We start from the raw sequence: 19,644 nt of genomic DNA, 5'->3' as shown, positions 1-19,644 counted from the left end.
TTCCGTTCTGGAGCATTGCCGATGGAGCAAAACGTTTTTTTTCTGCCCCATGAAGGTCTGAAGCTCGCTGAGCTGGCAGAGTTTCTTGGGGCGGAACTTGCCAATTCCGACCACGCCGATGTTATTGTCAGGTCCGTTGCCCCGATCCACAGGGCGCGGGCGGGTGATGTCTGTTATATCCTGTCGCGCCGCAACCGCGACGAACTGGCGACATGCGAAGCCTCGGCGGTGATCTGCGACAAGGCGCTCGTCGATCTCGTACCTCCGCATATCCCGGTTATCTTGTCGTCCAATCCGCATGCCGCCTTCGCGATGGCGGGCGGCCTGTTTTATCCCGCTGCGTTGCGTCCGGTGGTCTTTTCCTCAGTTGAAAGCGAGATCGCGCCAAGCGCGGTGATCGGCCCGAGTGCCAAGCTTGAAAAGGGCGTGATCGTCGAGCCGATGGCCGTCATCGGTGCGCATGCCGAGATCGGCGAGGGGACGCGTATCGGCGCACACAGTATCATTGGTCCGAATGTCAAAATCGGCCGCGATTGTTCGATTGCGGCCGGCGCGAGCGTGCTCTGCGCATTGGTCGGCAATGGCGTCATCATCCATAACGGCGCCCGCATCGGCCAGGATGGTTTCGGTTACGCCCCTGGACCGCGCGGCATGATCAAGATCGTCCAGATCGGCCGAGTGATCATCCAGGACAATGTCGAGATCGGCGCCAACACCACGATCGACCGCGGCGCCATGGACGATACGGTCATCGGTGAAGGCACCAAGATCGACAACCAGGTGCAGATCGGCCACAACGTTCAAATCGGTCGCCACTGCGCCATCGTCGCGCAGGTCGGCATCGCCGGCAGCGCGAAGATCGGCAACGGCGTTCAGATCGGCGGCCAGGTCGGCATCAAGGGGCATGTCACGATCGGTGACGGCGTGCAGATCGCTGCCAAAAGCGGTATCATGACCGACCTTGCCGCCGGCGGGCAATATGGCGGTATACCGGCTCGTCCGCTAAAAGACTATCTGAGAGAGGCCGCACAACAAGTGTCGAAGTCCAAGTTGCGCGGCCGGAACCCTGGAGGCAAGGAAAATGACTGAAGAAGCCACGACAACGCTTTCTTCGGCGGACATCATCGAGATTATGAAGCTGCTGCCGCATCGTTACCCCTTCCTCATGGTCGACAAGATCATCGAGATCGACGGCGACAACAGCGCGATCGGCATCAAGAATGTCACGGTGAACGAACCGCATTTCACCGGCCATTTTCCGGAGGCTCCGATCATGCCGGGCGTTCTCCTGATCGAGGGCATGGCGCAGACTGCGGGCGCGATCTGTGCAAAGAAGGAAGGCCAGCCGGGTAACCTCGTCTACTTCATGACCATCGAGAATGCGCGCTTTCGCAAGCCTGTCGTTCCCGGCGATCGCGTCGAATTCCATGTCAGGAAGCACAAGCAACGCGGCAATATCTGGAAATTCCATTGCGACGCCAAGGTTGACGGCGCGCTTGTCGCCGAAGCCGATATCGGCGCGATGATCGTTCGTAAGGAACAGGCATGAGCACTATCGCCGAAAGCGCCCATATTCATCCGATGGCTGTCGTCGAAGACGGGGCTGTTATCGGTGAGGGCGTCAAGATCGGTCCGTTCTGCCATGTTGGGCCGCACGTCGTCCTGCATGAAAATGTCGAGCTCTTGTCGCATGCGGTCGTCACCGGCCGCACCGTGATCGGCAACGGCACGCGCATCTTTCCTATGGCCGTCATCGGCGGCGATCCGCAGAGCGTGCATCACGGCGGCGAGGAGACGACGCTTTCGGTCGGCGTCAACTGCACGATCCGCGAAGGCGTGACGATGAACACCGGCACGGCCGATTTTGGCGGCGAGACGATCGTCGGCGATAACAACCTCTTCCTTGCTAATTCCCATGTCGCGCATGACTGCAGGGTCGGCAATCACGTGATCATGTCGAACAATGTCATGCTCGCCGGCCATGTCGTCATCGAGGATCGCGTCATCCTGGGTGGGGGCTCGGCCGTTCACCAGTTCACGCGCGTCGGCCGCCACGCCTTCGTCGGCGGGCTTTCGGCGGTGAGCTACGACGTCATTCCCTACGGCATGCTGAACGGTAATCCCGGGCTGCTGAGCGGCCTCAATGTCGTCGGCATGACGCGCGCCGGCGTCGACCGTGCCGTCATCCACAGGGTGCGTCGCGCTTATAAGTCGATCTTCGAAGGAACGGGTTCGGTCCGCGAAAACGCCGCCGCCATTCGCGACGATTATGCCGATTGCGAGCAGGCGGTCCACATCCTCGATTTCATCGCCGCCGACAGTGACCGCGCTCTCTCCTCGCCGACCCGGGGGCAGAAGGGCTAGTCCGTGGCTTTATCAGGCGAAACCGCTGCGGGCCGGCTGGCGATCATCGCCGGCGGCGGTCTTCTGCCTTCCTATGTCGCCGCAGCTGCGCGTGCGGCAGGTGAAAATCCCGTCATCGTTGCGCTAAAAGACGAAAGCGACCGGCGCTGGGAAGGTTATGACCATGCCGTTATCGGCATCGGCGATTTCAAAGCTCTTGATGGCTTGCTCAACCGTTATGGCGTCGGCCGGGTCGTGATGTCGGGCAGCGTCGCCCGCCGGCCGGAATGGCGCGAGGTGCGCCCGACGCTGCGCATCCTGATGAAAGTGCCAGCCGCCATCCGGACCCTGCTGTCCGGCGGCGACGACACGGTTCTGCAGATGGTCATCCGGCTGATTGAAGGAAACGGCCGCCGCGTCGTCGGCGCCCATGAAATTGCCCCCGACCTCCTTGCCTCTGTCGGCCCGCTTGGTGCCGTCGTGCCCGGCGAGCAAGACAGGCGCGATATCAGCCGCGCAGCCGAAGCCGCAGACATGCTCGGCCGGCTCGATGTCGGGCAGGGCGCCATCAGCATCGGCGGGCGTGTCGTTGCGCTGGAAGGTCTAGAGGGCACCGATGAGATGCTGGACCGTGTCGCAAGTCTCAGAGCCGCCGGGCGGATTTCGCCGCGGCGGCGCGGCGCGCTCGTCAAGCTCTGCAAGCCACAGCAGGATATCCGCGCCGACCTGCCGGCGATCGGCGTTTCCACTGTGCTGAACGCGGCGAAAGCCGGTCTTGCCGGAATCGCGGTGGAGGCCGGCCGCTCGCTGGTGCTCGACCGTGCCGCCGTCATCAAGGCTGCCGATGAGGCCGGACTCTTTGTCTGCGGCATCGATCGTGGGCTGCCGGCATGGGGGCTCGAATGAACGGGGCGCCGCTGAAGATCGCCGTCATTGCCGGTGAGGTCTCGGGTGATCTGCTCGGTGCTGATCTCATCGCTGCCCTGAAGCGGATTCATGCCGGCCCGGTGGAGCTTGTCGGCGTCGGCGGCGAGGGGTTGCAGGCCGAGGGCCTGAGATCCCTGTTCGATTTCTCCGAGCTGTCGATCATGGGCATCACCCAGGTGCTGAGCCGGCTGCCAAAGCTCTATACCCTGATCCGCCAGACGACCGCCGCCATCATCGCTGCAAAGCCTGACATTCTCCTCATTATCGACAGCCCGGATTTCACCCATCGCGTCGCCAAGCGGGTCCGCACCGCGCTGCCGGACCTGCCTGTCGTCAATTATGTCTGTCCGAGCGTCTGGGCCTGGAAGGAATATCGCGCCACGCGCATGCTTGCCTATGTCGATCATGTGCTCGCCGTCCTGCCCTTCGAGCCGGCAACGATGCAGCGCCTCAACGGCCCGGCAACCACCTATGTCGGTCATCGCCTGACCGCCGACCCTGCGCTGTTGGAAACCCGGCGCCTGCGCGCCGGCAGGCAGCCCGGCAACGGCCCGATCCTTCTTCTGCCCGGCTCACGCTCCTCCGAAATTCAGAAGCTCCTGCCGCATTTCGAAGTCGCCGCAAGCGAACTTGCCGCCCGCAATGGGCCGATGCGCTTTATTCTGCCGACGGTGACGCACAGGCAAGCGCTGGTTCGCCAATTGACGGCAGCATGGGAAGTAAAGCCGGAGATCGTGGTCGGCGCGGAAGCAAAATGGCAGGCCTTCGCTGAAGCCGATGCAGCCATGGCGGCATCCGGAACTGTCATTCTTGAACTGGCGCTTGCCGATGTTCCCGTCGTCTCCGCCTACAAGGTCGACTGGATCATGCGTCTGCTGACATCGGGCATCAAGACCTGGACAGGCGCGCTGCCAAACCTGATTGCCGATTACGCGGTCGTGCCGGAATACCTGAACGATATCGTTCGCGGCGCAAGTTTCGCACGCTGGATAGAAAGACTGTCAGCCGATACCTACCAGCTCAAGGCGATGAAGGAAGGTTATGATCTTATCTGGCAGCGCATGCAGACCGAAAAACCGCCCGGCGAACATGCCGCCGAAATCCTTCTCGACGTGCTGAAAATGAAAAAACCCGGTCGCTTCTGAAGTGACCGGGTTTTTCGTTGGTTGGGGAAGCGATCAGCGCTTCGAAACCGGAATGTAGTCACGCTTCGGTTCGCCGACATAGAGCTGGCGCGGACGGCCGATGCGCTGCTCCGGATCCTCGATCATCTCGTTCCACTGCGCGATCCAGCCGACGGTGCGGGCAAGCGCGAAGAGCACGGTGAACATCGTCGTGGGGAAGCCCAGCGCCTTCAGCGTGATGCCGGAATAGAAGTCGATGTTCGGATAGAGCTTCTTTTCGATGAAATATTCGTCGGTGAGCGCGATGCGCTCAAGCTCCATCGCCACTTCGAGCAACGGATCGTCCTTGATGCCGAGTTCGCCGAGCACCTCATGCGTCGTCTTCTGCATGATCTTGGCGCGCGGATCATAGTTCTTGTAGACGCGGTGACCGAAGCCCATCAGGCGGAACGGATCGTTCTTGTCCTTGGCGCGGGCGATATATTCCGGAATGTGGTCGACTGAGCCGATCTCATGCAGCATGTTGAGCGCTGCTTCGTTGGCGCCGCCATGCGCAGGCCCCCACAGGCAGGCGATGCCGGCTGCGATGCAGGCGAACGGATTGGCGCCCGACGAACCGGCGAGACGCACGGTCGAAGTCGAGGCGTTCTGCTCGTGATCGGCATGCAGGATGAAGATCCGATCCATGGCGCGGGCAAGCACCGGATTGACCACATATTCTTCGCAAGGCACGGCAAAACACATGCGCAGGAAGTTCGAGGCGTAGTCGAGATCGTTCTTCGGATAAACGAAGGGCTGGCCGATATGGTATTTGTAAGCCATGGCCGCAAGCGTCGGCATCTTGGCGATCATGCGCAGGCTGGCGACCATGCGCTGGTGCGGATCGGTGATGTCGGTTGAGTCATGATAGAAAGCCGACAGTGCGCCGACGCAGCCGCACATGACGGCCATCGGATGGGCGTCGCGGCGGAAGCCGGTGAAGAACCGGCTCATCTGCTCGTGCACCATGGTGTGGTGCGTGACGCGATAATCGAAATCTTTCTTCTGTACGGTGGTCGGCAGTTCGCCGTAGAGAAGCAGATAGCAGACCTCGAGGAAGTCGCCATGCTCGGCCAGTTGCTCGATCGGATAGCCGCGATGCAGCAGCACACCTTCGTCGCCGTCGATGTAGGTGATTTTCGATTCACAGGATGCGGTCGAGGTGAAACCCGGATCGTACGTGAAGGAAGCCGTGTTCTTGTAAAGGGCACCGATATCGATGACGCTCGGGCCGATCGTGCCGCTTTTGACGGCTAGGTCGACAGATTTGTCACCGATTTTTATTGTAGCGCTTTGATCCGTCATGCTGATCCTCCGAAATGGCGGTGGCGCCATAAAAGCGCCATAGGGGTTAAGCGTCCTTACCGATAGCTATATGATCGTGAAGCTAATGCCAAGTTACCGTGCCGGCATTTTGTGCATTGCGGTATCACCTTTTAGGCACTGCAGCGATGAGCCCCGTGCATATCGGAAGCCGATGATTCGCTTAGTCTTTTGGCGCTGGCGATTTTCCCTCATATTTCAATCGATTATCCTTGCCGGATTTGATTAGAGAATGCATTCTGGCCGTCTTCGCGGGTGACCTTGGGCGGCACATGCAGGAAGTGACGACAGTCGAATTGCGGCCGGAAGCAGGCGCCGGCTCAGCCGGTCCCTCCGGTTTTTCGCCGCCTATCGTGGTGATACGGCCGACCAGGACGCAGTCGACGACATCTTTGCGCCACCGGCTGCTCGCCGCAGCCCGGCAATCGATTGGCGCCGGCATGCGCATGCTGGGCGAGGAGGCGGATCATGGCCGCTTGCTGCTTTTTTCGCCGGTGTTTCTCGGCGCCGGGGCGGCCTTCTGGTTTGTTGCGGCATCCGAATTTCCGCTTGTTGCATCGCTGCTCTCTCTGTTGGTGCTGACGATCGCGGTTCTCATCGTCGGCCGCAGCCGGGCGGCATTGCGGGCGACGCTGCTGGCGCCTGCACTCGTGGCCGGCGGCATGCTCTGCGCACAATTCGAGAGCTGGCGGGCTTCGACGGTGATCCTCGATTCCTCGGTGACGACGACAGTGACCGGCCGAGTTGAGCGGCGAGAAGGCGACGGCCGTGGGCGCTGGCGCTACATTCTTGCCGTCACCGGCACGGAGGCGCCGGAGTTGAAGCGGCCGCCGGGACGCATAACCGCGATCGTCCGCGGCGCCGACATGCCTTTCGACATCGGCGACCTCATCACCGGCAGGGCACGACTGACGCCGCCGGCAGGCCCCGCACTTCCCGAGCTCAACGACTTCTCCTTCGGTGCCTATTTCGATGGCATCGGCGCCAACGGCTTCTTCTACGGTGCGCCAGAGAAGGATCTGGAGGCGGGTCCGCAGGCTGCCAGATCGACATCGGCAGCTCTGCTGGAATGGCTTTACCACCTGCGCAGTAGCATTGGCGACCGCATACGATCGATCCTGCCCGGCGACACCGGCGCTTTTGCCGCTGCTTTGGTGACCGACGAGCGACGCGCCATCTCGAATGCGACGACGGAGGCGCTGCGCCAGTCCGGCCTTGCTCATATTGTCGCGATCTCCGGCCTCAACATGGCGCTGTCGGCCGGCATCTTCTTCGTCGGCTTCCGGATGCTGCTCAGCCTTTTTCCGGGCGTCGCTCAGGCCTATCCGACAAAGAAGATCGCCGCCGCCGGCGCGCTCAGCGCCGTCACCGCCTACTACCTGATTTCCGGCTTCGGGGTCTCGGCCGAACGTGCCTTCATCATGATGGCGATCATGCTGGTCGCCGTCTTCTTCGACCGGCCGTCGATCAGCCTGCGCAATGTCGTTCTCTCGGCGCTCGTCATCATCGCCATTTCGCCGTCCGAAGTCTTGGGCCCGAGCTTCCAGATGTCCTTTGCCGCGACATTGGCACTCGTATCGGGTTATCAACTGTGGAAGGACCGGCGCGTCCGCGAAAACGCCTTGCTGAAACTGCCGGTCTTCCGACCGGTCGTTGCCGTCGCCGGCTTCTTCGGCGGCGTCTTCCTGACCTCGCTGATCGGCGGTTTTTCCACGGCGCTGTTTTCGATCGAACATTTTCATCGCCTGACCGCTTACGGGCTGCCGGCAAATCTCGCGACGATGCCGATCATCTCCTTCATCGTCATGCCGGCCGGGCTGCTGGCGATGTTGCTCATGCCGTTCGGTCTGGACGTTCCGCTCTGGAAGGTGGTCGGCCTCGGCCTCGACCTGGTGATTGCGGTCGCCAAAACGGTGTCCGGTTGGGGCGGTGATATCGGCATCGGCCGCTTGCCGGCTTGGTATTTCGCTGTCGCCGTGGCCGGCTTTCTGCTGCTGACGCTGCTGCGCACCCGGCTGCGCCATATCGGCACATCGATTATCGCCGTCTCTACGCTCGGCGTGCTGCTTCTGCCGCTTCCCCGGGCGCCGGATCTGGTGATTTCGGAGGATGGCAGTCTCGTCGCAGTGGTCGCGGCTGCGGCAATCGCTTCCAACCGCGAAAACCCGCCGGATTTCATCTTCGATCAGTGGCAGAGAGCACTTGTCCTGCCGACGCATTTCCCGCCGAAAATGCTGGATGGTCCCGCTGTCCCGCCGGAGGGAGACGACCGCCGCGTCAGGCTTTCCCGCGATCAGCAGAATGAAGCGAGGGCGGCGATGCGGGCGGCTGTCGCCGGTGGTGAAGCAAACCGCTTTTCCTGCGTCAAAAAGGCCTGGTGCACATCAAGGCTCGGCAATGGTCATGTGGTTGCCGTCATCGACAACGCTGCCTATCTCGGTCCGGCTTGCGACGCGGCGGATATCGTCGTGACGTCGGTCCGCCTGCGGTTCAACAGCTGCCGATCAGGAGCGACGCTCTTTACCGGTGAGACGCTGCGCAGGACTGGCTCCGTCGAGCTGCGCTTCGCCGATGCCGGCCTGGAGGTCGTGACCGCATTCGAAACCCTGTCGCGCCCATGGAAGCGCCATCGCGCCTATGACTGGCGCAGCAACAGTTTTGCCGAATCCGGCCTCTCCAATGTCAGTGATAGCGGCGAATGAGGCCGACGAGCTTGCCCTGCACCTTGACGCGGTCCGGCCCGAAAATCCGGGTCTCATAAGCCGGATTGGCAGCCTCCAGCGCGATCGAGGCGCCCTTGCGGCGGAAACGTTTGAGCGTCGCTTCTTCGTCATCGACCAGGGCAACGACAATGTCGCCGGGACTTGCGGTGCTGCCGTTGCGGATGATTACCGTGTCGCCGTCGAAGATGCCGGCGTCGATCATCGAATCGCCCTTGACCTCCAGCGCATAATGTTCGCCGGAGCCGAGCATGTCTGCGGGAACGACGATGTCGTGGGTGTTATTCTGGATCGCCGAGATCGGAACGCCGGCAGCGATCCGGCCCATGACCGGCACGGAGACGGAGTTGCCGTTATCGGCGACCGGTTTTGCAGGAGCGGGGGCGGCGACCGGCTGCGGCTTGCCGAGGCTGCCCTCGATGACGCTTGGCGAAAAGCCGCGCCGGGGCTGGATGCTCGGGCTGTAGGCCTCCGGAAGCTTGATGACCTCGAGCGCCCGGGCGCGGTTCGGTAGGCGGCGAATGAAGCCACGCTCTTCAAGCGCTGTGATCAAACGATGAATGCCGGATTTCGAGGCCAGATCCAGGGCATCCTTCATTTCGTCGAAAGAGGGCGGAATGCCGGATTCCTTCATGCGCTCATGAATGAAAAGCAGGAGCTCCTGTTGTTTGCGCGTGAGCATCGACGTGTGACCCCTTGATTGAAACAAATCCAGAACAGAACACTATATGTTCCATATGTGTTCCGCAAGTAGCTAAATTTCCGTAAAACTTGCCGCCAACTCGTTGAGTTTTTTATTTTCATTCGCCGGATTGGCGCACATGTCTTGCATTGAAGGTGGCGCTGTCGCACCCTCTTGGCGTTTCAGGGAGGGATATCATGAACGAGCACTCGGCCAAACCGCACCCGCTGGATCATGTCGTGCTGCCCGTTGTCAATATCGACCTGGCGCGCGAAAGGCTCGGCAAGCTTGGCTTCACCGTTGCCGCCGATGCCCGCCATCCCTTCGGAACGGAGAATGCCTGCGTCTTCTTTGCCGACAAGACCTATCTGGAGCCGCTCGGTATCGCCAGCCGCGAGGAGAGCGAGGCATCGGCGCGGCAAGGCAATGTCTTCACCGCCCGCAATCGGGCCTTCCGCTTCCGCTGTGGCGAGGAGGGGCTTTCGGCGGTGGCGTTCGGCACCGAGGATGCCGGCCGCGCTCATCGGAGCTTCGTCGGCAGCGGATCGAGCGCCGGCGACATGCTGCAGTTCAGCCGGCCGATGAAAATGCCGGACGGTTCCGAGACCATGGCCGGCTTCAAGCTGGCCTTTGCCGCTGAGTTGCGCGCGCCGGATTTCTTCCTCTTCTGTGTTGAGCGCATCAATCCTCTGCCGGCCGATCGCGGTGCGCTAGAGACGCATGCCAATGGCGTCACCGGCATTGCCGAGATCGCGCTTTGCGCGCCGGACCCCTCTGCATTCGCCGCCTTCGTCAGCCTTGCAACGGCGCAATCGGCCGTCGAGAAAACCGGTTTCGGCGTTAATATCGCGGCGCCGAATGCGAAAATCAGCCTGATGACGCCGGAAGGGCTGGAGGCCTATTTCGAGATCGCCGTCGCATCCGCCGACCGCGGCCTGCGCGGCCGGGCTATCCTCTTTGCCGTCACCGATCTTGCCGTGACAGAAGCGCATTTGGCTGCTAACGGAGTGACCTACACGCGCAAGAACAATCGCATTCTGGTGAAGCCCGCGCCCGGGCAGGGCACGCTCTTCGCCTTCGAGGAAACACGATGAGCACTGATACGAATTCCGAAGTCAGGATCGGCGAGGGCGCAGGCCAGGTCACATTTTCCAATACCGGCCGCCTGTCGCTGATTGCCGGCCCTTGCCAGATGGAGAGCCGCGACCACGCCTTCATGGTTGCCGGCACACTGAAGGAGCTTTGCGCCAAACTCGGCATCGGTCTCGTCTACAAGAGCTCCTTCGATAAGGCAAACCGCACCTCGCTCTCTGCCGAACGCGGCATCGGGCTTGAAAAGGGCATGCAGATCTTCGCCGACCTGAAGAAGGAGTTCGGTTTTCCCGTCCTGACCGACGTCCACACCGCCGAGCAATGCGCCGCGGTGGCAAAAGTGGTCGATGTCCTGCAGATCCCGGCTTTCCTCTGCCGCCAGACCGACCTTCTGATCGCCGCCGCCGAGACCGGCCGCGCCGTCAATGTCAAGAAGGGCCAGTTCCTCGCTCCCTGGGATATGAAAAACGTCCTGAAGAAGCTCAATGCCAGCGGCAATCCGAACGTGCTGCTGTGCGAACGCGGCGCCTCCTTCGGTTATAACACTTTGGTCTCCGACATGCGCTCGCTGCCGATCATGGCGTCGATGGGCGCGCCGGTTGTTTTCGATGCAACGCATTCCGTGGCGCAGCCGGGCGGGCAGGGCGATTCCTCCGGTGGTCAGCGGGAATTTGTGGAAACGCTGGCGCGCGCAGCGGTGGCGACCGGTATCGCCGGCGTGTTCGTCGAAACCCATCAGGACCCCGACAACGCACCGTCCGACGGCCCGAACATGGTCTATCTCAAAGACATGCCGCGGCTTTTGGAAAAGCTGCTCGCCTTCGATGCTGTCGCCAAGGGCTGACAGTCAAAAGCCTGACATGTTCGTGCTATAGCGACGTTCAGACATGCAGGTCGAGGGTGTCGCAATGCGCCATTGTAATTTGCACGCCTTCGATTATGACAGGCTTCGAACGATTGATCACCCACCGAGCAGGAAGAACCCATGACTGCAATCACCGATATCATCGCCCGCGAGATTCTCGATAGCCGTGGCAACCCCACCGTCGAAGTTGATGTCTATCTCGAAGACGGCAGCATGGGCCGCGCGGCCGTTCCCTCGGGCGCTTCGACCGGCGCGCATGAGGCGGTCGAGCTGCGCGACGGCGGCAAGCGCTACCTCGGCAAGGGTGTGCAAAAGGCGGTCGATGCCGCCAACACCGAGATCTTCGACGCGATCGGCGGCATCGATGCCGAAAACCAGATCCAGATCGACAACATCATGATCGAGCTCGACGGCACGCCGAACAAGTCGCGCCTCGGCGCCAACGCCATTCTCGGCGTATCGCTGGCCGTCGCCAAGGCTGCCGCCCAGGCCTCCGGCCTGCCGCTCTACCGTTATGTCGGCGGCGCGTCCGCGTGCCTGCTTCCGGTTCCGATGATGAACATCATCAACGGCGGCGCCCATGCCGACAATCCTATCGATTTCCAGGAATTCATGATCCTGCCGGTCGGCGCCGATACGATCGCTGAAGCCGTACGCATGGGTTCGGAAGTCTTCCATACGCTCCGCAAGGAACTGGCCGCGCAGGGCCACAACACCAATGTCGGCGACGAAGGCGGTTTTGCACCCGGCCTGAAGAGCGCGCCCGAGGCTCTCGACTTCATCATGAAGTCGATCGAGAAAGCCGGCTATACACCGGGCGACGACATGTGCCTCGGCCTTGACTGCGCCTCGACGGAATTCTTCAAGGACGGCAAGTACGTTCTTGAAGGCGAGGGCCGCACGCTCGAATCGGGCGCCCTGGCCGAATATCTGGCCGAACTCGCTGCTAAGTACCCGATCATCTCGATCGAGGACGGCATGGCCGAAGACGACTGGGACGGCTGGAAGACGCTGACCGACTTGGCCGGCAAGAAGACCCAGCTCGTCGGCGACGATCTCTTCGTCACCAACTCCGCTCGTCTTCGCGACGGCATTCGCATGGGCGTCGCCAATTCGATCCTCGTCAAGGTCAACCAGATCGGCTCGCTGACGGAAACGCTCGACGCCGTCAACACGGCGCACAAGGCAGCCTATACCGCCGTCATGTCCCACCGCTCCGGCGAAACCGAAGATTCGACCATCGCCGACCTCGCGGTCGCCACCAACTGCGGCCAGATCAAGACCGGCTCACTGTCGCGTTCCGACCGCCTCGCCAAGTACAACCAGCTGATCCGCATCGAGGAGGGCCTGGGCCCGCAGGCTCAGTATGCCGGCCGCTCGATCATCCGCGCCTGATCGAATCTGATTTTCAAACGGCTTGAGCCCGCGCCTCTCCGGCGCGGGTTTTTTGTTGCCCGTCTTTACGGTCAATGAACGGTTAATCTCTGCGCGTTATGCTGAACGAATTGGTAATGCGTTCAAGAGCATGCGTGTATGTGGACAAAGCATCATAAGAAGAGAAAGTTCGGCCGCTTCGTCATTCCGGCCATGACGGTCGCCTTCCTTTCCTATTTCGGTTATCATTGCATTCATGGCGATTACGGCCTGCGCGCAACAGAGACGTTCGAGCATCAGCGTGTCGCGCGTGAAAAAGAGCTTGCGATCTTGAAGGCGAAGCGCGAACATCTGGAAAATCAGGTCGCGCTGCTGAGTGACGGCTCGCTCGACAAGGATATGCTGGACGAAAAAGCGCGCTATCAGCTCAACATGTCGCGCGCGGACGAGATCGTCATATTCAACCATTATTCCAATTAACTGAAATCAGGTTAATTGGTATTTCCGAAATGTAATCAACTGTTTAGTGCTGAATATGAGCCATGCAATTATGGCATTGCTGTGGTCATCTTTCTTCCCTATGGTACGCGCCACCAAGAACCGACAAACCCATAGGGAGGGTTGAATGGCGCCGCGAAAGACCGCGACCGTTTCCAGCCGCAAAACTGCAGCAAAACCGGCAGCCAAAGCATCGAATGGAGGCCCGGTAGCCGACTTCGATCGCGATGAAGAGCTCAAGGCCTATCGCGAGATGCTGATGATCCGCCGCTTCGAGGAGAAGGCCGGCCAACTTTACGGCATGGGCTTCATCGGCGGCTTTTGCCACCTCTACATCGGTCAGGAAGCTGTCGTCGTCGGCATGCAGATGGCGCAGAAGGAAGGCGACCAGGTCATCACCGCCTATCGCGACCACGGCCACATGCTGGCAACCGGCATGGAAGCGCGCGGCGTCATGGCGGAACTGACCGGGCGCCGCAGCGGCTATTCCCACGGGAAGGGCGGCTCGATGCACATGTTCTCGAAAGAAAAGCATTTCTACGGCGGTCACGGCATCGTCGGTGCCCAGGTTTCACTCGGAACCGGTCTTGCCTTTGCCAACCATTACCGCGGCAACGGCAATGTCTCGATCGCCTATTTCGGCGACGGCGCCGCCAACCAGGGCCAGGTCTACGAGAGCTTCAACATGGCGGCCCTCTGGAAGCTGCCGATCGTCTATATCGTCGAGAACAACCGCTACGCCATGGGCACGTCGACGGCGCGCGCCACCGCCCAGTCGAACTACTCGCTGCGCGGTTCCGGCTTCGGCATCCCCGGCATTCAGGTCGATGGCATGGACGTTCGCGCCGTCAAGGCGGCGGCCGACGAGGCGCTCGAACATTGCCGCTCCGGCAAGGGTCCGATCATTCTCGAAATGCTGACCTATCGTTATCGCGGTCACTCCATGTCCGACCCGGCGAAGTATCGCTCCAAGGACGAAGTGCAGAAGATGCGCTCCGAACATGACCCGATCGAACAGGTGAAAGCACGCCTCGTCGAAAAGGGCTGGGCTTCCGAAGACGATCTGAAGGCGATCGACAAGGATGTCCGCGACATCGTCGCCGACAGCGCCGACTTCGCCCAGGCCGATCCGGAGCCGGATGCATCCGAGCTCTACACCGACATTCTGCTCTAATCGGGGAGGGAACCCATGCCTATCGATATCCTCATGCCCGCCCTCTCTCCGACGATGGAAGAAGGCACGCTGTCCAAATGGCTGAAACAGGAAGGTGACAAGGTCACCTCCGGCGACGTGATTGCCGAAATCGAAACCGACAAGGCGACGATGGAAGTCGAAGCCATCGACGAAGGCGTCATCGGCAAGCTGCTCGTCGACGCCGGCACCGAAGGCGTCAAGGTCAACACCAAGATCGCCGTGCTGTTGCAGGACGGCGAATCCGCCGCGGATATCTCCGCCGCCAAACCGGCCGCCGCTGCCGCCCCAGCGGTTGCCCAGGAAGAAAAGCCGACCAACACCGGTTCTGCTGCAGCGCCGCTTCCGGCCGAGCCGAAGGGCGTCGTGCCGAATGACCCGGAAATTCCGGCCGGCACCGAAATGGTGTCGACCACCGTGCGCGAAGCGCTCCGCGACGCCATGGCCGAGGAAATGCGCGCCAGCGAAGATGTCTTCGTCATGGGCGAGGAAGTCGCCGAATATCAGGGCGCCTACAAGGTCACACAGGGCCTGCTGCAGGAATTCGGCCCTCGTCGTGTCATCGATACGCCTATCACCGAGCACGGTTTTGCCGGCGTCGGTGTCGGCGCCGCAATGGCCGGCCTTCGCCCGATCGTCGAATTTATGACCTTCAACTTCGCCATGCAGGCGATCGACCATATCATCAACTCCGCCGCCAAGACGCTCTATATGTCCGGCGGTCAGATGGGCGCGCCGATCGTCTTTCGCGGCCCGAATGGCGCCGCCGCCCGTGTCGGCGCCCAGCACAGCCAGGACTATGCTGCCTGGTACAGCGCAATCCCCGGCCTGAAGGTCGTCATGCCCTACACGGCATCCGACGCCAAGGGCCTGCTCAAGGCTGCGATCCGCGATCCGAATCCGGTGATCTTCCTCGAGAACGAAATTCTCTACGGCCAGCACTTCGATGTGCCGAAGCTCGACAATTTCGTCCTGCCGATCGGCAAGGCTCGCATCCATCGTCCGGGCAAGGACGTAACCGTGGTCTCCTTCGGCATCGGCATGACTTATGCGACGAAGGCCGTCGCCGAACTCGAAAAGATCGGCATAGACGTCGAACTGATCGACCTTCGCACCATCCGCCCGATGGATCTGCCGACTGTGATCGAATCGGTGAAGAAGACCGGTCGTCTGGTCACCGTCGAGGAAGGTTATCCGCAGTCTTCCGTCGGCACCGAAATCGCCACCCGCGTCATGCAGCAGGCCTTCGATTATCTCGATGCGCCGATCCTGACGGTTGCCGGCAAGGACGTGCCGATGCCCTACGCCGCCAATCTCGAAAAGCTGGCGCTTCCGAGCGTCGGTGAAGTCGTCGATGCGGTGAAGGCTGTTTGTTACAAATAAGGGGAGGGTATCTCGATGCCGATCAATATCACGATGCCCGCCCTCTCTCCGACCATGGAAGAAGGCAATCTTTCCAAATGGCTGGTCAAGGAAGGCGACACGGTCAAGTCTGGCGATGTGATCGCCGAGATCGAGACCGACAAGGCGACGATGGAAGTCGAAGCCGTCGATGAAGGCACGGTCGCCAAACTTGTCGTTGCCGCCGGCACCGAAGGCGTCAAGGTCAATGCGCTGATCGCCGTTCTCGCCGCCGATGGCGAGGATGTCGCCGCCGCCGCAAGCGGCGCGGGCTCGCCCGCTCCGGCGCAGAAGGCCGAAGCCGCACCGGCCGCAAAAGAGGCTGCACCGGCCCAGTCCGCTCCGGCTGCAGCACCGGCACCTGCCGCTGCACCTGCATCGGTTTCACCAGACGGCAGTCGCACCTTCTCTTCCCCGCTTGCCCGCAGGCTCGCCAAGGAGGCCGGTATCGACCTTTCGGCTGTCGCGGGCTCCGGCCCGCATGGCCGCGTCGTCAAGAACGACGTCGAAGCCGCCGTTGCCGGTGGTGGCGCCAAGGCCGCCACACCCGCAGCTACCGCTCCGCAAGCTGCTGCGGCTCCGGCTCCGGCCGCTGCAGCGCCGAAGGGCGCTTCCGAGGAGGCCGTGCTCAAGCTGTTCGAACCGGGTTCCTACGAGCTCGTGCCGCATGACGGCATGCGCAAGACGATCGCCAGACGCCTGGTCGAATCCAAGCAGACGATCCCGCATTTCTACGTCAGCGTCGATTGCGAGCTCGATGCTCTGATGGCGTTGCGCGCCCAGCTGAACGATGCAGCCCCGCGCAAGGATGGCGCTCCCGCCTACAAGCTCTCGGTCAACGACATGGTCATCAAGGCCATGGCGCTGTCGCTGCGCGACGTTCCGGATGCCAACGTCTCCTGGACCGACAACAACATGGTCAAGCACAAGTACGCCGATGTCGGCGTCGCCGTCTCGATCCCCGGCGGCCTGATCACCCCGATCATCCGCAAGGCCGAGCAGAAGACGCTGTCGGCGATCTCCAACGAGATGCGCGATCTCGGCAAGCGGGCCAAGGACCGCAAGCTGAAGCCCGAGGAATATCAGGGCGGCACCAGCTCGGTCTCGAACATGGGGATGATGGGCGTGAAGAACTTCGCCGCCGTCGTCAACCCGCCGCATGCGACCATCCTTGCGGTCGGCGCCGGCGAACAGCGGGTCGTCGTCAAGAAGGGCGAAATGGCTATCGCCACCGTGATGTCGGTCACGCTGTCGACCGACCATCGCTGCGTCGATGGCGCGCTCGGCGCCGAGCTGCTCCAGGCCTTCAAGGGCTATATCGAAAACCCGATGGGCATGCTGGTCTGACAACTGGGCGGAGGCGGAAATGACCAAGGCCGTTCTTTGTTATGGCGACTCGCTGACCTGGGGTTATGACGCCGAGACGATCGGCCGTCATGACTACAAGAATCGCTGGACGAGCGTGCTTCAGGCAGCGCTCGGCAGTGAGGCGCGTGTCATTGCCGAAGGCCTGAATGGTCGCACGACCGCTTTCGACGATCACCTGGCCGACTGCGACCGCAACGGTGCGCGCATTCTGCCGACGATCCTGCAGACGCACGCGCCGCTCGACCTCGTCATCCTTCTGCTCGGCACCAACGACATGAAGCCGGTCGTGGCCGGCTCGGCTTTTGCCGCCTGCCAGGGCATCAGCCGGCTCGTACGGCTGATCCGCAATCATGCCTGGCCCTTCGAATTCGACGGGCCGGAGATCCTGATCGTGGCGCCGCCGGCGATCTGCGCGACCGGCAATGTGCCTTTCGCCGCATCCTTTCCCGGCGGCATCGACGAATCGGCAAAGCTTGCAACCCTTTATCGTGATCTTGCCGACGAACTCGGCTGCGGCTTTTTCGACGGCAATTCCGTCGCCAGGACCACACCGATCGACGGCATTCACCTCGATGCGGAAAATACGCGTGCGCTCGGGCGTGGGCTGGAATCGATCGTACGGATGATGCTGGGGATCTGACCATGACCGCCTTCATCGCCCTGCGGCAGGCCTCACGGCGGGATGCCTCGGAGCTGGCGATCTTGGCGGATATTGCCTCGCACGGTTTTGCTTCCCGGCTCTGGTTCGCCGATGTGGCGAACGGCATCAGCGACACGCCCTTAGAGCGGGGCCGGCTGAAGATGAGCGAAGAGGAAGTTGTCGGCGGCTGGCAGGATGCCGTCATCGCCGAGGCCTATGGCGAGGTCGCGGGTGTGGCGATCGGCCATGCGCTGCAGGAAGGCATAGGCGATATCGAGGCGACGATTCCAGCGACCGAGCCGATGCTCGCCTTGCAGAAAACGGTAGTCGGAAGCTGGTTCGTCGGCAGTCTCGGCGTCTATCGCCATCTGCGCGGCATCGGCATCGGACGCAGGCTGCTGGAGGATCAGATCGACAGGGCCGATCGCCGCCCCGTCAGTCTCATTACCGCAAGTGATAACGAAGCGGCTCTGTCGCTTTATGGAAGAAACGGATTCCTGGAGGCTGCGCGCGCCGATGCCGTGCCGCTCTTCGAAAACAGCAAAAGACACGCGTGGGTGCTCATGACCCGCAGCGCAGCGTAACAAAGGCAGGAAACACATGGCTGAATCCTACGACGTCATCATCATCGGCTCCGGCCCCGGCGGCTATGTCGCCGCCATTCGCGCCAGCCAGCTCGGCCTCAAGACCGCGATTGTCGAGCGCGAGCATATGGGCGGCATCTGCCTGAACTGGGGCTGCATACCCACAAAGGCGCTGCTGCGCTCGGCCGAGGTGCTCGACCATGCTAATCACTTCAAGGATTACGGTCTCGTTCTCGAAGGCACGGTCAAGCCGGATGCCAAGGCCGTCGTCGGCCGCTCGCGCGCCGTCTCCGCCCGTCTCAATGCCGGCGTCGGCTTCCTGATGAAAAAGAACAAGATCGACATCATCTGGGGCGAGGGCAAGATAACCAAGCCTGGCGAGATCGTCGTCGGCAAGTCGTCAAAGCCCGCCGTCGAGCCGCAGCACCCGCTGCCGAAGAACGTCAAGGGCGAGGGCACCTATACCGCCAAGCATATCATCATCGCCACCGGCGCCCGCCCGCGCGCGCTGCCCGGCATCGAGCCTGATGGTAAACTGATCTGGACCTATTTCGAGGCGCTGAAGCCGGATGCACTGCCGAAGTCGCTGATCGTCATGGGTTCGGGCGCGATCGGTATCGAATTCGCAAGCTTCTATCGCTCGATGGGCGTCGACGTGACCGTTGTCGAAGTCATGCCGACCATCATGCCGGTCGAGGATGCCGAGATTACCGCCATCGCCCGCAAACAGCTTGAAAAGCGCGGCCTCAAGATCTTCACCAGCGCCAAGGTCACCAAGGTCGAGAAAGGTGCGGGCAGCATCACCGCGCATGTCGAGACCGCAGACGGCAAGGTCCAGCAGATCACTGCCGACCGGCTGATTTCGGCCGTCGGCGTTCAGGGCAACATCGAAAACCTCGGCCTCGAGGCGCTCGGCGTCAAGACCGACCGCGGCTGCGTCGTCATCGACGGTTACGGCAAGACCAGTGTCGCCGGCATCTATGCGATCGGCGATGTCGCCGGCCCGCCGATGCTGGCGCACAAGGCCGAGCATGAGGGCGTGGTCTGCGTCGAAAAGATCGCCGGCTTGGCGAACGTTCATCCCACTGATAAGGGCAAGGTCCCGGGCTGCACCTATTGCAATCCGCAGGTCGCCTCAGTCGGCATCACCGAAGCCAAGGCCAAGGAACAGGGCCGCGACATCCGCGTCGGCCGCTTCTCCTTCGCGGCGAACGGCAAGGCGATCGCGCTCGGCGAAGACCAGGGCATGGTGAAGGTGATCTTCGACAACAAGACCGGTGAGCTGCTCGGCGCCCACATGGTCGGCGCTGAAGTCACCGAGCTCATCCAGGGCTTCGTCGTCGCGATGAACCTCGAAACGACCGAGGAAGAACTGATGCACACCATCTTCCCGCATCCCACCGTTTCCGAAACGATGAAGGAAGCGGTTCTCGATGCTTACGGCCGTGTGCTGAACGCTTGATAATTTCCAA

At 61.7% G+C, this 19,644-nt stretch carries 18 protein-coding genes; 16 read left to right on the top strand and 2 right to left on the bottom strand.

The features are described from left to right. The first annotated feature begins 21 nt into the window (after positions 1-21). From lpxD to lpxB, 5 genes are read left to right on the top strand one after another with little or no spacing between them, the layout of a single operon-like run. Positions 22-1,089, top strand: coding sequence for a UDP-3-O-(3-hydroxymyristoyl)glucosamine N-acyltransferase (gene lpxD / locus HJB84_RS25875; protein ID WP_207584088.1), 1,068 nt, complete (start codon positions 22-24; stop codon positions 1,087-1,089). Beyond that, on the top strand, positions 1,082-1,549 hold the full coding sequence (gene fabZ / locus HJB84_RS25870) for a 3-hydroxyacyl-ACP dehydratase FabZ (RefSeq protein WP_207584089.1): 468 nt from the start codon (positions 1,082-1,084) through the stop codon (positions 1,547-1,549). The genes lpxD and fabZ overlap by 8 nt, the downstream gene beginning before the upstream one ends. Beyond that, entirely contained in the window at positions 1,546-2,364 is an 819-nt protein-coding gene (gene lpxA, locus HJB84_RS25865) for an acyl-ACP--UDP-N-acetylglucosamine O-acyltransferase (RefSeq protein WP_221117273.1), read from the top strand. Before fabZ ends, lpxA begins: the two co-directional genes overlap by 4 nt. A gap of 3 nt (positions 2,365-2,367) precedes the next feature. Continuing rightward, positions 2,368-3,249 carry an LpxI family protein gene (locus HJB84_RS25860; protein WP_221117272.1) on the top strand — a complete coding sequence of 294 codons (882 nt, stop codon included), beginning with the start codon at positions 2,368-2,370 and terminating at the stop codon, positions 3,247-3,249. Then, the gene (gene lpxB / locus HJB84_RS25855; protein WP_221117271.1) at positions 3,246-4,415 is read left to right on the top strand and encodes a lipid-A-disaccharide synthase; all 1,170 of its coding nucleotides are present in this window, start codon (positions 3,246-3,248) and stop codon (positions 4,413-4,415) included. The genes HJB84_RS25860 and lpxB overlap by 4 nt, the downstream gene beginning before the upstream one ends. 33 nt (positions 4,416-4,448) lie before the next feature. Here the strand turns inward: lpxB and gltA are convergent, their stop codons facing one another. After that, complete coding sequence (gene gltA, locus HJB84_RS25850) at positions 4,449-5,738, bottom strand: citrate synthase (protein ID WP_007628680.1); 1,290 nt, start codon at positions 5,736-5,738, stop codon at positions 4,449-4,451. 290 nt (positions 5,739-6,028) lie between these two features. Between gltA and HJB84_RS25845 the strand changes: the two genes are divergently transcribed. Continuing rightward, positions 6,029-8,458 carry a ComEC/Rec2 family competence protein gene (locus tag HJB84_RS25845; RefSeq protein ID WP_221117270.1) on the top strand — a complete coding sequence of 810 codons (2,430 nt, stop codon included), beginning with the start codon at positions 6,029-6,031 and terminating at the stop codon, positions 8,456-8,458. On the opposite strand, the gene lexA is transcribed toward HJB84_RS25845, so the two are convergent. Further along, the gene (lexA, locus tag HJB84_RS25840; protein ID WP_007628683.1) at positions 8,439-9,158 is read right to left on the bottom strand and encodes a transcriptional repressor LexA; all 720 of its coding nucleotides are present in this window, start codon (positions 9,156-9,158) and stop codon (positions 8,439-8,441) included. The genes HJB84_RS25845 and lexA overlap by 20 nt on opposite strands. A gap of 197 nt (positions 9,159-9,355) precedes the next feature. Here lexA and HJB84_RS25835 point away from each other — a divergent pair, with 197 nt between their 5' ends. From HJB84_RS25835 to lpdA, 10 genes are all read left to right on the top strand, one after another. Continuing rightward, positions 9,356-10,252, top strand: a complete 897-nt coding sequence (locus tag HJB84_RS25835) for a VOC family protein (RefSeq protein WP_221117269.1) — start codon at positions 9,356-9,358, stop codon at positions 10,250-10,252. Next, positions 10,249-11,094 carry a 3-deoxy-8-phosphooctulonate synthase gene (gene kdsA, locus HJB84_RS25830; RefSeq protein WP_207584095.1) on the top strand — a complete coding sequence of 282 codons (846 nt, stop codon included), beginning with the start codon at positions 10,249-10,251 and terminating at the stop codon, positions 11,092-11,094. Before HJB84_RS25835 ends, kdsA begins: the two co-directional genes overlap by 4 nt. A gap of 141 nt (positions 11,095-11,235) precedes the next feature. Beyond that, positions 11,236-12,510: a phosphopyruvate hydratase gene (gene eno / locus HJB84_RS25825; protein WP_221117268.1), complete on the top strand. Its 1,275-nt coding sequence runs from the start codon at positions 11,236-11,238 to the stop codon at positions 12,508-12,510. 138 nt (positions 12,511-12,648) lie between these two features. Continuing rightward, on the top strand, positions 12,649-12,969 hold the full coding sequence (locus HJB84_RS25820) for a septum formation initiator family protein (RefSeq protein ID WP_049735204.1): 321 nt from the start codon (positions 12,649-12,651) through the stop codon (positions 12,967-12,969). Positions 12,970-13,114: 145 nt separating this feature from the next. Further along, a complete protein-coding gene (gene pdhA / locus HJB84_RS25815) occupies positions 13,115-14,161 on the top strand; it encodes a pyruvate dehydrogenase (acetyl-transferring) E1 component subunit alpha (protein ID WP_207584097.1) in 1,047 nt (348 codons plus the stop codon). Positions 14,162-14,176: 15 nt separating this feature from the next. Next, complete coding sequence (locus HJB84_RS25810) at positions 14,177-15,562, top strand: pyruvate dehydrogenase complex E1 component subunit beta (protein WP_221117267.1); 1,386 nt, start codon at positions 14,177-14,179, stop codon at positions 15,560-15,562. Positions 15,563-15,577: 15 nt separating this feature from the next. Then, positions 15,578-16,927: a pyruvate dehydrogenase complex dihydrolipoamide acetyltransferase gene (locus HJB84_RS25805; RefSeq protein ID WP_221117266.1), complete on the top strand. Its 1,350-nt coding sequence runs from the start codon at positions 15,578-15,580 to the stop codon at positions 16,925-16,927. Positions 16,928-16,946: 19 nt separating this feature from the next. Continuing rightward, on the top strand, positions 16,947-17,588 hold the full coding sequence (locus tag HJB84_RS25800; RefSeq protein ID WP_207584100.1) for an SGNH/GDSL hydrolase family protein: 642 nt from the start codon (positions 16,947-16,949) through the stop codon (positions 17,586-17,588). A 2-nt stretch (positions 17,589-17,590) separates the two neighbouring features. Beyond that, positions 17,591-18,172, top strand: a complete 582-nt coding sequence (locus tag HJB84_RS25795; protein ID WP_221117265.1) for an N-acetyltransferase — start codon at positions 17,591-17,593, stop codon at positions 18,170-18,172. Between the two features lie 16 nt (positions 18,173-18,188). Then, on the top strand, positions 18,189-19,634 hold the full coding sequence (gene lpdA / locus HJB84_RS25790; RefSeq protein ID WP_221117264.1) for a dihydrolipoyl dehydrogenase: 1,446 nt from the start codon (positions 18,189-18,191) through the stop codon (positions 19,632-19,634). Positions 19,635-19,644 lie beyond the last annotated feature (10 nt).

It is taken from the genome of Rhizobium sp. NZLR1b (genome assembly GCF_019685155.1).
Classification (GTDB): domain Bacteria; phylum Pseudomonadota; class Alphaproteobacteria; order Rhizobiales; family Rhizobiaceae; genus Rhizobium.
This window is presented reverse-complemented; position numbering and strand designations above follow the sequence as displayed.